The sequence below is a fragment of the Gracilibacillus phocaeensis genome (assembly GCF_900626275.1).
In the GTDB taxonomy this organism is placed as follows: Bacteria; Bacillota; Bacilli; order Bacillales; family Amphibacillaceae; genus Gracilibacillus; species Gracilibacillus timonensis.
The window spans coordinates 393,202-406,513 of sequence record NZ_LR131142.1 but is presented as its reverse complement, the minus strand read 5'-3'; the positions used below and the strand labels follow the sequence as shown (position 1 = coordinate 406,513).

Sequence of the window (13,312 nt, the reverse complement as noted above, 5' to 3'; positions counted from 1 at the left end):
ATGTAGGAGGAGAAATGATGACACACCATGCTGACATTCCTTTTCTAGGTGATGCGCCAGATATGAGTAAACCCTTTTCCAAACTAGAAAATACGTATTTTTTACCAGAGACCATCCATGAATTTGACAGCCAAACCGCCTCCGGATCGATAAAATGGAATCGCTTTGAACGAAAACCAAGGCTATCATTTAATAAATATACATTTCCATTAGAGACTTCGAAATCATGGGAATTTCCTGAATATGTAGAATCACCTGACTTACCTTTCTCCATCACCTTTGTAGATGAAAGAACCATCCGTATTCGGATATCTGCAAAAGAGAACACCCTTCAGACAAGAGACAGCCTCATGTTAACTCAACCTATTAAGGAGAAGGGCGGTTGGCAAGTAACAAAACAGGACACCAATAAAATAGTATATGAAAGCTCAGCTGGAACGATTATGATTCACTACTATCCATGGAAACTAGAGTTTCGCGATCATTCTGGACAACTGTTAACACAGACTCATCATCTAAGTGAAGGGATGGCATTGCAAAACTCTAATCCTATTCCATTCGGATATACCCGTTCCATCGAAGATATGTCAAGAACACTAGCAGCTAGTTTTTCACTATCCCCTTATGAAAAAATATATGGAACAGGGGAATCCTTTATGAAGTTAGACAAACGAGGCCAAAAGATCAATTTATTCACACGTGATGCCTTAAGTGGACAAACCGAAGATATGTATAAACCTATTCCATTTTTCTTAAGTAATATGGGATACGGAATGTTTTATCATCATAGTTGTCCTATTACTTGTGATATTGGCCATTCCAATGATGGGATGAATACTACTTATATTGGTGAAGACGAATTGGATATGTTCTTCTTCTTTGGGAAACCAAAAGAAGTGTTAGCGGCATATACCGTTCTTACCGGTAAAAGTGAAGTGCCACCATTATGGTCATTTGGTTTATGGATGAGCCGCATTACTTATAAATCAGAAGAAGAGGTTAGAGAAGTAGCTGGTAGACTACGTGAATATCAGATTCCTTGTGATGTCATCCATTTAGATACTGGTTGGTTTGAGAAAGACTGGCGTTGTAATTATATTTTTTCTCCTTCTCGATTCGACAATGCCGAGAAGATGATTAGTGATTTAAATCAAGATGGTTATCACATTAGTTTGTGGCAGATACCTTACTTTACACCTTCTAATGATTTATATGATGAAATTATCCGTGAAGGTTTAGCTATCACCAAACCGAATGGCGGACTTCCTACTGAAGATGCCATCCTTGATTTTTCCAATCCTAAAACCATTCATTGGTATCAGGATCACATTAAAAATCTCTTAGACATGGGAGTCAGTGCCATTAAAGCTGATTTTGGAGAGGCTGCACCAATTGGTGGGCAATATGCCTCAGGAAAGAACGGGTGGATAGAACACAATCTATATCCATTACGATATAACCAAGCCGTTGCTGATATCACTAAAGTAGTTACTGGTGATTCCATCCTCTGGGGCAGGAGTGCTTGGGCCGGCAGTCAGCGTTACCCCGTACACTGGGGTGGTGATGTGGAAAATACCGATAATGGAATGCTTGCTTCACTTCGGGCAGGTCTATCTTTGGGAATGACCGGATTCTCTTTTTGGAGTCATGATATTGGAGGATTTGTCAGGAAGAGTCCTCAAGAATTATACCGTAGATGGATGCCTTTTGGTATGTTAACTTCCCATAGCCACTGTCACGGTGCTCCACCGAAAGAACCCTGGTTATTTGATCGGGACTTTCTAGATGACTTCCGTATGGCGGTAGAATTAAAATATAAACTTATGCCCTACATTTTCACACAAGCTGTCTTAAGTGCGGAAAATGGTCTACCCTTATTAAGACCTTTGTTTTTAGACTTTCCAGAAGATCCTGGTAGCTGGAATATTGAAGATCAGTATTTATTTGGATCAGATTTATTAGTTGCTCCCTTGTTTAAAGCATATGAGACAGGCAGGCAAGTCTATGCCCCTAATGGAAATTGGATCGACTATCAAACCAATGAATGTATAGAAGGTGGAAAGTGGCATTATATAGAATCAGGAGATATGCCGATCATTATTTTAGTCAAAGAACATGCGGCAATCCCACATATTCCTGTAGCTCAAAGTACTAGTCATTTAGATTGGAATCAAGTTTATTTCGTAACTTTTGGCGATAGTGATAATAGTGACAAATGGGTCGTAGCCCTGCCTGTGAATAATTCTTATCAATTATTAAAAGGATTTATCCAAAATAAATTGGTGAGTGTAGAAAATTCTGATATTGTAGATGTTAATGTAACCAAGTGGAAAGTAGTAGAAGCAATCAACGATCATTAAATGAGGAGTAACCCATTATCTCACCACATTTGTTTTAGCTGTATTTATGTAAGGTGAGATGATGGGGTTTTGTTTGAGTAAATTTAGTTCTTATTTATTTTTTGTTTGGTTCAAGTTAATGGAATCAAAAAATATTAATTAGAACAAATTCAAGTACTCTATATTTCTTCACAAACAAAAAACCATTGACAAACAAACAAAATTATTTTATTATTTATGTAACGGGTTACATAAACCCTATTATTTTCACTCAACATGTAACGGGTTACACATCGTTTTACAAGGAGGAATGTTATGGCAACAATTCGAGAGGTTGCGAAATTTGCAGGAGTTTCCGTTGCTACAGTGTCTCGTGCATTAAACCAAAACGGATATGTTAATGAGCACACAATGAAGAAGGTTCAAGCGGCTATTCAAGAATTAGATTACCGACCAAATGACGTGGCGAGAACACTCTTTAAAGGGACATCGAACATGATTGCCCTATTTGTTCCCGATATTATGAACCCTTTCTTCCCAGAACTAGCTCGTGCCGTTGAGGATACTGCTAATAAGGCAGGCTATACATTTATTCTTTGTAATACGGATAATAATCAAGAAAAAGAAACTCAATATTTGCACACCTTGTTACAAAAAACAGTTGGTGGCGTTGTAATGGTATCCAGTTCTATTGCTTCCGAAACACTAAATAAAATCCAAGTACCAATGGTAGCACTAGATAGAAAGATACCTAATTTAACGTCCATTACAGCCAATAACTACGACGGGGCAATCGAAGCTGTTCGTTATTTGCAAAAAATAGGCTGTAAACGAATTGCTCATATCAGTGGACCGAAAGATACAACAAGCGCGGTTGAGCGTACAACGGGATATTTAGAAGCGATAAAAAATGAGGAATGGTTTTCCAATGATTTCATTGTAGAAGGAAATTATACCTTTGAAGGTGCTTATCAAGCAACTAAACGCATACTACAAGAACGTCCAGAAATTGATGGTGTTTTTGCTGCCAACGATTTGATGGGAGTAGGTGTGTTAAAAGCTGCAGAAGAATTAAATTTGCGTGTCCCTAAAGATTTATCTGTGATTGGATTTGATGGAATTGAACTAGGAAAATTCGCAAATCCAACACTCACCACGATGGGACAACCAATTTATGAGATCGGAAAGCGAGCTGCGGAAATAATTATTGAACAAATAGAGAATAAAGATAGCAATATGGACTCCGAGCAATATACTGCTCAACTAATCCGCAGACAATCAACAATGTAAAGGAATGAATCGTATGGGAAAAACGCCACGCGTCTGTGTTATTGGAAGTATAAATATGGATATGGTGACCTCAACCAATAAAGTTCCAGGACAAGGTGAAACCGTCCTAGGTGAATCATTCACAACCTATCCTGGCGGTAAAGGTGCCAATCAAGCGATTGCAGCAGCTAGATCAGGGGCGGAAGTGACGATGATAGGAGCTGTCGGAAAGGATGATTTTGGTCAAAGCTTAATCAATCGATTCCAACAAGAAGGTATTAATAAAGAAGCAATAGAATTGATTTCCCATGAATCTACAGGGGTAGCAACTATTCTGCTTTCCGATGGAGATAACCGGATTATCGTGGCACCAGGAGCCAATCACCATGTAACTCCAGAACTAATTGAAAAAAAGAAAGATATGATCTGTGCTAATGATATTATCCTGATGCAATTTGAAATACCTATGGAAACGATTGAATATACGACACAACTTGCAGCCCAACATAACATACCAGTTGTGATTAATCCTGCCCCCTTTCAGGAAATCCCAGGAAGGGTATCCGAAGCAGCAACATTTTTCACACCCAATGAGCTGGAATTGCATGCGATGAAGGAAACCGTAAACATTGAAACAATGAAAGAGAAAATAATGGTGACAAAAGGAAAAAATGGTGTGGATTTTACGTTATCCACTGGAGAGAAAAAAACAGTACATGCTTATAGTGCAAATGTGAAAGACACTACCGGAGCGGGTGATACCTTTAACGGTGCATTTGTCACAGAATTCGCAAAAGAACAAGATGTTGAAAAGGCCATAGCATTTGCTAATGCAGCTGCTTCGTTAGCCGTTGAAAAAATAGGGGCACAGGAAGGCATTCCGATGAGAGAGGCTGTACTAGAGCGAATGAAAGAAAGAAATGGGTCATAAACAAAACTTTTGTACCACAATTCATGGTGGGAAGGTCACACTTCCCTATCACCATAGTAAATAAGTGAAAAGTAATTGAAAACGCTTATTTCAGCTTATTTATCCGTTAAGTTTAGCATTATAAACATAAACACCCAAGGAGGAATTTTCAATGAATAAAAGACCAATTATTATTGATACTGATCCAGGAATTGACGATGCCGTTGCACTGGGGATTGCATTATATAGTGAGGACCTTGATGTTCGTCTAATTACCACGGTGAATGGAAACGTCAATTTAGAAAAAGTCACTTATAATATGCTCCGATTAATGAAATTCTTTAATAAACAAACACCCGTAGCTAAAGGAGCTGGAACACCACTAATAGTTGAACCAGTTGATGCAAGCGATATACATGGCGAAACAGGCATGGACGGATATGAATTTGAAGAACCAGATAACAGCTTACTTTTGGACGAGCATGCCGTGACAGCTATGCGTCGAGAAATTATAGAAAGTAAGGAACCAGTGACACTTGTACCAATTGGACCTTTAACCAATATTGCATTACTACTCAGAACTTACCCTGAAGTAACGAAAAATATTGAAGAAATTGTACTAATGGGAGGCTCCACAAGTAGAGGAAATTCTTCTGTGATGGCTGAGTTTAATATTTATGCTGACCCAGAGGCAGCAAAAATTGTGTTCTCAAGTGGAATCCCTCTTGTAATGGCAGGATTAGACGTTGGATGGAAGGCGCTTGTTTATCCAGAAGATAGTGAAATTTTAAGAGATATGAATAAAACAGGTAATATGATTTACCACTTATTTAAAAAATATCGTGGAGGAAGTTTTAATCACGGCCTGAAAATGTACGATAGTTGTGCTATTGCTTATCTTCTTAAACCGGACCTATTTGAAACAGCTCATACCTTTGTCGATGTAGAATTAACAGGAGAATTAACCAAAGGAACAACGGTTGTCGACTTGAAAGGTAAGATGAATAAAGAGCCAAATGTAAACGTATGTATCGACATTGACCCTGTAGCATTTAAAAAATGGTTTATAGAAAGCATTCGAAAGTGTAATTAATTTGTCATCGGAGGGGAAACATCATGATGGAAAATATTATAATGTACGGCTCAGCCTTATTGGCTGTTGTCGTCATTGTCTATATGCTGATAAAAAAATTAGATATTAAAATCGCCCTGTTTTTAATGGGAATCATCTTACTGATCATTAGTCTGCTTATGGGGAAAGATATCGTATTTGAAGACTTTCAATCAACTGGTACAGCTCTACTCGATCCCTTACAAGTCATTGTAGAACAATTTAAATCCACTCTTAGTTCAGCTGGATTAATTATTCTTATCCTTGGAGGATATACTGCATATATGTCTTCCATTGGCGCTAATGATTTAACCGTGCAAGTCTTGACAAAACCGATAAAAAACGTAAAATCTGTATATTTTTTAGTACCCTTAACCTTTTTATTAGGGAACTTTCTTTCTTTAGTTATTCCAAGCGCATCGACGCTTGCAATACTTTTATTAGCTACATTATATCCTGTGTTAAAGCAAGCAGGCATGTCCACATTAAGTATTGCTGCCGTACTTGCAACTTCGGCAACGATTGTGCCAACACCACTTGGCAGTGATAATGTTGCTATTGCACAAGAGCTTGCTAGTTACGCTGCATTTGATGGTTTAACAGTGTCACAGTATGTTTTCAGTTACCATGCGCTAGTTTCCATTCCAACCATTCTCTTCATAGCGCTAGTGCATTATTTCTGGCAAAAGCATAGGGATAAGCAAGGCGACACAGGTGACTCAGACGAAGAAGTAGAATTGAAAGACATTGAAAATATTGAAGGTGGAAAATTATTTAAAACCATTTATTCCATTTTACCAATATTCCCAATTATCATTCTATTGATTTCTTTCCTTTTAGAAATGACAACATCTGTCTCTGTCACGATCAGCGTTGAAATAGCTGTATTAATTTCCTTTATCATTGCGATTGTCAGTGAATTAATACGCAACCGAAATACAAAGGAAGTTCTTGGAAACACCGAGAAATTCTTTTCAGGTATGGGTAATATGTTACCAGTAGTGGCTTTGCTTGTTGCCGCTTCTGTGTTTGTTGCAGGACTACAGTCTATTGGTCTAATTGACACGCTACAACAAGCTATGGAAAGCACTGGTGGAAATGGAAGTGGTATTATTCTTCCACTCATTCTTGTAGGTGTTACTGCACTTATTGTCTTACTTAGCGGTAGTGGCATTGCACTATTTTTCGCCATGGTTCCACTGGTTGTACCACTTGCCCAAGCAGCAGGAATCGATCCAATAGCTATCAGTGTGCCAATGGGATTAGCAGGAAACTTATTCCGTGCTGTATCTCCAGTAGCAGCAGTTGTTTTAATTATAGCAGGAACTTTGAAAGTAAATCCCATCCAAATTATTAAGCGTACTGCTGTGCCAATGGTGTCAGGTGTCATATTTATGTTCGTCTTATCGATGATTCTATTTCTGTAAATGGATAGAATGATACGCAATTAATTGATAAAAGCTGCTTTCTGTTGAAGGCAGCTTTTATCTGGTTTAGTTATCTTTACTAAAAAGCCTTATCCCTTCACCGCACCTTCCGCAATCCCAGCCAATATATATCGCTGAAAAAATGCATAAAAGATGACGATTGGCAATGTGGTCATAATTAATGATGCTAGTATTTTCGGCCAGTCATTGACATACTCTCCAAATAGCATATTTACTGAGAGAATCAACGTATAATCATTCACATCGGTTAACATCAACAACGGTAATAAGAAATCGTTCCATATCCATAAGATATCTAAGATAGCGACTGTCATTAGAATGGGTAACAGTAAAGGAAAAATAATTTTAATAAAGGTTTGAAATTCCCCCGCTCCATCAATTTTTGCTGATTCCTCTAATTCTTTTGGGATCGTCTTGACGAATCCATGACAGAGAAATATTGCCATATTAACGCCCACACCAATATAGATCAACCCTAAACCACCAGTAGAACCTTGTAAACCCAATGCCTTTGCCGATTGCGTCAATGTAATCATAATAGAATGAAAAGGAATAAGCATCGAAGACATAAACAACAAGAAGAAGATATTACTCATCCTTCCAGGTGTCCTTGCTAGCTTATAGCCTGCCAACGCCCCTGCCAGCACAATACCAACCAGCCCGACAACTGTAACTACCACGGAGTTCATAGTTACCTGCAATAAGTTCACTTGGGAAAAAGCCTGCGTATAATTTTCAAAATGTAACTTCGATGGCAGTGCCAGCACATTACTAAATATTTCTTCTTGAGACTTAAAGGAATTGACCACTACCATATAGATAGGGAAAAATGAAATCATCGCAAAAATAATCAATAGCACTGTACTAACCACGGATAAGGTTCGTTCCTGTCTCACGATTCCACCTCTCTCTTTTTCATCACTCTTACTTGGAAAAATGTAATAATCATTACGATGCCAAACAGAACCATTGCCTTCGCATTAGCATAACCATATCTGAAATTACCAGAGAAAGCCTCTTCATAAACGTTTAGCGCAATCACCTGTGTACTTCTTCCAGGACCTCCATTTGTCATACCATATACTAAGTCAAATATTTTAAAGGCTTCATTTAATGTTAAAAAGACACAAATTGTAATAGCGTGCATAATCATTGGAATCGTCACATGAAGCAAGTTTTGCAATGGTGAAGCACCATCGATTACTGCTGCTTCCTTTAGGTGCTGTGGTACGCCTTGCAATGCTGCAATATAAATAATCATCATATAACCAATTCCACGCCATAAAGACACAATCACAATGGAATAAAAGGCTACATCGGCATCCCCCAGCCATCCTTGATCCAACATCGATAACCCATACTTAGATAATTCGGGTAAAACAATCGTAAAGATAAACACCCACATAAATGCACTAATAATTAAGCTGACCATGTTCGGCATAAAAAATACCGTCCGGAAAAATCCCTTCATGCGCGAACGTGATTCAATCATAACTGCTAATAACAATGCGATAATATTTTGAAACACTAACACCACTACGGTATACTTCAAGGTAAACCAAATCGAATGCCGGAAATCTGGATCTTGTGTAAAAGCTTCTACATAATTATCTAATCCAACAAAACTAGTGGTCCTTGCCAGACCATTCCAGTCAGTCAAACTATAATAAAAGGCACCAAATGCCGGAATAAACATAAAAGCCAGATAAAACAGCAGAGCCGGCCCAATAAAGATTGTCCATGAGAACAGCTTTGATTTGTTAAATTTTCTTTTTGTTTTTTGCCTAGGTAAATTGCTAGCATCTGTTGCAGAACCCATTTGTCTTCCTCCTTTACGATATATTGTCCTCACGTATATGGGAAAGAGTGGTGATAAAGGAAGTACCCCTCTATCACCCACTCCTTGATCAATTATTCAGCTTATTCGCTTCTCTCCATGCTTGATCTAATGCCTCAATGACACCTTCTTGATCCAAGTTGCCCCCCCAAGTAAGACTGGAAAACTTTTTCAGATTCTGATTTTACGGCATTTGGAATCGATGGATCTAGATAATTTTTCCCTTGTTCCACTTGCTCTAGTGCTTCTGTTAACCATGGATAAGGTTCAAAATCATGAAAATCGGTTACTGGATTGAATTTTAAATCTTCAAATAATTGACTGGAATCCTCTTCATCCAACATGTAATTAACTAGTGCAGTTGCCACTTCTTTGTGTTCACTTTGACTGGATACAGCCAGGGAAGTAGAGACACCCGTATTAATCATGGTAGACTCCGGATTATCGTTTATTGGCAATGGCGCTACTCCAAAGCTAAAGTCTTCATTTGCTGCTAAGATCGTTTCCGCATACCATGGCCCCATCACCCACATGGCTGCTTCACCATTGGCAAATTTATTACTACCTTGGTCAGGATCTGTTTCAAATGGCCGCTCCGTACCATTTGCATTCTGCAGATCCATGATGTCAAAGACACCTTCTAAATCTGCAAAGGAACCTTCATCATTATTCATGTTCTCAATAAAATCAGGCGCATTGGTGTTCACTTGTCCCCCCACTTCCACTGGCAGATAAAGTTGTGGTACTTCTGGATCTTGATAAGCGGAGATAAAAGGTGTAATCCCTTCCGCATTAAAGGTATCCACTACATCCTCCATTTCAGATAACGTTTGAGGCAATCCAACACCGTGCTCCTCAAACATATCCTTATTGTATAAGAACCCCCAATGTAAACTTTCCATTGGAGCTGCTACTACTTGACCATCATAGGTGACAGCATTTCTTGGTGTTTCCAACAAATGATCTACAAAAGTTTGATCAGATAAATCCTCTAAGTATCCGGCTTCTGCATATCGAGGAATTTCATTGATGGCGTGCAAGGAAAACACATCAGGACTGTCATCTGAAGCTAAACGTGTCTGCAATATCTGCGAAGCCTCATTTGAACCAGGCATCTCTAATTGAAAGGTAACTTTTACACCATTCTCTTTTTCATACTTTTCAGCAAATTGATCAAAATAGTTCTCATAGATTTCCTTAAACCTTGGTTGAGGTAAGAATACCTTCAACTGTACTTCATCACCAGCTAAGGCTTGTTCCCCGCCAGAACTACTAGACTCTCCATCTCCACATGCTGCTAACAAACCTAGAAACAACAACACCACGATGCTTATTAGTCTCTTTTTCAACTTGAACCCCTCCATTTTCTATTAATTATGAATTCGTTTCCATTATAATAAGAAAGCGTTTTTATTTTTATTGATAGAATTAATTTCCGTTTTTGGACTTTTTTAATTCTCCCGGCGGAAAACCAAATACCTTCTTCCAAACTCGATAAAAGTAAGATACATCATCGTAGCCAACATAGGCAGCTGCGTGTTTAATTTTCATATTGTCTTTAGCCATTAACTGCTTTGCTTTATTCATTCTTTGTTTTAGAATGTATTCCGTTACATTTACTGCAAATTTATCTTTATATGCTTTACTGAGATACTCCTTGCTAACATGAAATTCTTCTGCAATATGCCTCAATGTCATAGCTGGGTTGCGATAATTTCGGTCAATATATTCTTTCACATCTGTTATTTGTAAAAAAGAGTTTTCTTGTTTAAAATCCATTAAATACCGCAACAACACAACAAACACTTCTTCCATTTGAGATAATGTGTCCGTGATACGGTTGTCTAGGTTTAATTCTACTGAATGATGAGAAAGCTCTAGAAATTGCAGGGATAGATTGTGTTGATATAACTGTTCTTCCACATAAATTATTAATTCATAATGCAGTTTTCCATGCACAGACTCTGTCACATCCTGATATTTTTTTAGTGCTTGATCTAATTCATCAAATGCTTGAGATAAACCAGTTTGATCACGTGCTTCAATAGCGGTAAACAATCGCCATTTGAATTCTTGCAATAAAGGAATAATCGATTCACCATAGTCAGAAAAGGATAAAGGTTTTTTGAATAGACTTTTCTTTCGCTCCAGAACGGCCTTTTCTAATGCCTTATTCAGTTCTAAAGGATTTACAGGCTTTAGTAAGTAATCTACAGATTGAGAACGAATCGCATGTTGCACATATTTGAAATCATCATAGCCGCTAATCACAATCGTTTGTATATCTTTATACTGCGCCGTTAGGCTTTCCAATAATCTAGTCCCATCCATCGTAGGCATATTCATATCAGTAATTAACACATCAACCGGATGGTCACGCAAATAATCCAATGCCTCTTGTCCATTGAAAAAATGTGCAACAACCTCCATATTATATTTTTCCCAATCTGCTAATTTTTCGATAATATCCCAAGTAGCTTTTTCATCATCTACGATTACTACCTTCCATCTCATTGTGCATCCTCCTCTAAAATAAGTGGTATTCGAATAAGAACTGAAGTCCCTCCCCCTTGCTTACTGTACATATGAATGCCATAGTCATCCCCATAGATTATTTTCAGGCGATTATTAACATTTTGCAGTCCAATACTTTGCTTGACATAGGATAAGTCTTTATGGTGTCCTTGTAATGATGCTAGAACTTTTTGCAATGTCGCTGGCTCCATCCCTTTTCCATTATCTTCAATCAAAATCTCTACTTCCTCTAATACAATTTCTACTGTAATGGAAAGCCGCCATTTCTGATCATCCGAGGCGAAGGCATGCGAAAATGCATTTTCGACGATCGGCTGTAAGGTTAAAATCGGTATAGTACTGCAGCTTACTTCCTCATCCACATATAAATCCAAGACAAGACGATCTTGAAACCGCTGCTTTTGAATATACAGATATTGCTGTAAATGTTTGATTTCATCATCAATGGTGACGACATCTTTGTTGGCCCGCAGTGTATAACGGAACATCTCGCCTAATGCTTGAATCATGCGATATACCTGCTTCCCTTCATTGGACAAAGCTCCATTACCAATCAGTTGTAAGGAATTATGTAGAAAATGCGGATTTATTTTATGCTGAAGCGCTTGATACTGAGCTTGTTGTTTTTCTAGCGCGTGTTTATATTCAATCTCAATTAAATGCTTCAATTGGTGAATCATATCGACAAAATTCCGTTGCAGGATAGCAATTTCATCCGATCGATTTTGGTCAATCTCCATAGTAGTTTGAAAATTATCGTGAACCACTTTATCCATTTCACTCGCTAATACACTGATTGGTCTGGTTACTTTCCAGTAGAAAAACACGGAAAAGCCAATGATCATAAAAATAGCAATTACTCCAATGAGTATACCGAACTGAATAATAGACTCCCCACTTGCCAGCACAGATTGTTTTGGGATCAACTTTAAAATGTGAATATTATCATGAACAGCCTGCTGAAAGGCATAAAACGATTCTAATTCTAAAAATGTTTCTTGATACAATTGGTCATTCTGTGCTAAATCCGTCAGTTGGGATTCCTTCGACTGATCGGCAAATGGTTGATGGACAATCTCTCCATCCCCATTTACTACTAAAATAATGTCTTCTTCTTTTCCTTGTAACATTTGGAAGGCGCTGGCCATCACGCCCCATTTCACGGATAACGATATCGCTGCAATCCGTTCTCTCGTATAAAAATCATTGACGTTCCGCTTGATGGCAAAAGCCTCTTGATTCATATCGACTAGAAAACGACCCTCATAGTCAAGATTTTGCCATTCTGGTTCATGATAATGATAAGCAGTTTGATAATCGGTTAAGGACACCAATCGCTCATCCCATATGGTGTAAGTCTGCACTTGTTTGATATTATTTGGATTACTATTAAACAGATTAATCATGCGTCTTTCCATGTATTGTCTCGCTGCAAAGATCTCACTATCATCCGTAGTAAGTTTTAAACTATTCACAAAGTTCTCATCAAATAATAAGGAATAAAGCAGTTCGTCATAATCGGTGATTTTTTCTTGCATATAGGTCTGTGCCATCTCCATAGCTGCTTGATTGGATCGTCTCATTTCTTTATATGACTCATTTGTGGCGAAATAAAAGGCCATACTGATAACAATAACTAACAAGGTAATCAGCGCTATTACAACGGTCCAAAATAATTTATAATGAATATGATGACGTGTATGCGTAAATAAATGTTTCCATTTGTAGTTCAATAAAACTGCCTCCTTCTAATGAGCATTTCTTATTATTCACCGGAAATGAAGAAAAAAGCAGGACACCACGTTGAGCATCCTACTTCCTCCATCATGTATGTTGCATATCCTAAAGAAACCCTTTAACTAA

10 protein-coding genes are annotated in these 13,312 nt (G+C 38.0%); 5 read left to right on the top strand and 5 right to left on the bottom strand.

Going from position 1 to position 13,312, the window contains the following annotated elements:
• The first annotated feature begins 17 nt into the window (after positions 1–17).
• The 5 genes from E0E32_RS04020 to dcuC all read left to right on the top strand — a co-directional run bounded on the left by E0E32_RS04020 (position 18) and on the right by dcuC (position 7,056).
• The gene (locus E0E32_RS04020) at positions 18–2,360 is read left to right on the top strand and encodes a glycoside hydrolase family 31 protein (protein ID WP_130859100.1); all 2,343 of its coding nucleotides are present in this window, start codon (positions 18–20) and stop codon (positions 2,358–2,360) included.
• Positions 2,361–2,654: 294 nt separating this feature from the next.
• Entirely contained in the window at positions 2,655–3,629 is a 975-nt protein-coding gene (locus tag E0E32_RS04015) for a LacI family DNA-binding transcriptional regulator (protein WP_130859047.1), read from the top strand.
• A 13-nt stretch (positions 3,630–3,642) separates the two neighbouring features.
• Positions 3,643–4,539: a ribokinase gene (rbsK, locus tag E0E32_RS04010; RefSeq protein WP_130859046.1), complete on the top strand. Its 897-nt coding sequence runs from the start codon at positions 3,643–3,645 to the stop codon at positions 4,537–4,539.
• Positions 4,540–4,690: 151 nt separating this feature from the next.
• Entirely contained in the window at positions 4,691–5,611 is a 921-nt protein-coding gene (rihC, locus tag E0E32_RS04005; RefSeq protein ID WP_066196016.1) for a ribonucleoside hydrolase RihC, read from the top strand.
• A gap of 26 nt (positions 5,612–5,637) precedes the next feature.
• On the top strand, positions 5,638–7,056 hold the full coding sequence (dcuC, locus tag E0E32_RS04000; RefSeq protein ID WP_130859099.1) for a C4-dicarboxylate transporter DcuC: 1,419 nt from the start codon (positions 5,638–5,640) through the stop codon (positions 7,054–7,056).
• 89 nt (positions 7,057–7,145) lie between these two features.
• Here dcuC and E0E32_RS03995 read toward each other — a convergent pair whose 3' ends face one another.
• From E0E32_RS03995 to E0E32_RS03975, 5 genes are all read right to left on the bottom strand, one after another.
• Entirely contained in the window at positions 7,146–7,973 is an 828-nt protein-coding gene (locus E0E32_RS03995; protein ID WP_066196014.1) for a carbohydrate ABC transporter permease, read from the bottom strand.
• On the bottom strand, positions 7,970–8,896 hold the full coding sequence (locus E0E32_RS03990; protein WP_130859045.1) for a carbohydrate ABC transporter permease: 927 nt from the start codon (positions 8,894–8,896) through the stop codon (positions 7,970–7,972). Before E0E32_RS03990 ends, E0E32_RS03995 begins: the two co-directional genes overlap by 4 nt.
• A gap of 134 nt (positions 8,897–9,030) precedes the next feature.
• A complete protein-coding gene (locus E0E32_RS03985; protein ID WP_350308617.1) occupies positions 9,031–10,263 on the bottom strand; it encodes an ABC transporter substrate-binding protein in 1,233 nt (410 codons plus the stop codon).
• 79 nt (positions 10,264–10,342) lie between these two features.
• The gene (locus tag E0E32_RS03980) at positions 10,343–11,428 is read right to left on the bottom strand and encodes a response regulator transcription factor (RefSeq protein WP_066196009.1); all 1,086 of its coding nucleotides are present in this window, start codon (positions 11,426–11,428) and stop codon (positions 10,343–10,345) included.
• Positions 11,425–13,182, bottom strand: a complete 1,758-nt coding sequence (locus tag E0E32_RS03975; RefSeq protein ID WP_066196002.1) for a sensor histidine kinase — start codon at positions 13,180–13,182, stop codon at positions 11,425–11,427. Before E0E32_RS03975 ends, E0E32_RS03980 begins: the two co-directional genes overlap by 4 nt.
• Between the last annotated feature and the right edge of the window lie 130 nt (positions 13,183–13,312).

Bases quoted from the DNA above. Each gene is read 5' to 3' on its own strand.
- E0E32_RS04020 (WP_130859100.1), top strand. From the start codon at position 18: ATGACACACCATGCTGACATTCCTTTTCTAGGTGATGCGCCAGATATG.
- E0E32_RS04015 (WP_130859047.1), top strand. From the start codon at position 2,655: ATGGCAACAATTCGAGAGGTTGCGAAATTTGCAGGAGTTTCCGTTGCT.
- rbsK (WP_130859046.1), top strand. From the start codon at position 3,643: ATGGGAAAAACGCCACGCGTCTGTGTTATTGGAAGTATAAATATGGAT.
- rihC (WP_066196016.1), top strand. From the start codon at position 4,691: ATGAATAAAAGACCAATTATTATTGATACTGATCCAGGAATTGACGAT.
- dcuC (WP_130859099.1), top strand. From the start codon at position 5,638: ATGGAAAATATTATAATGTACGGCTCAGCCTTATTGGCTGTTGTCGTC.
- E0E32_RS03990 (WP_130859045.1), bottom strand. From the start codon at position 8,896: ATGGGTTCTGCAACAGATGCTAGCAATTTACCTAGGCAAAAAACAAAA.
- E0E32_RS03980 (WP_066196009.1), bottom strand. From the start codon at position 11,428: ATGAGATGGAAGGTAGTAATCGTAGATGATGAAAAAGCTACTTGGGAT.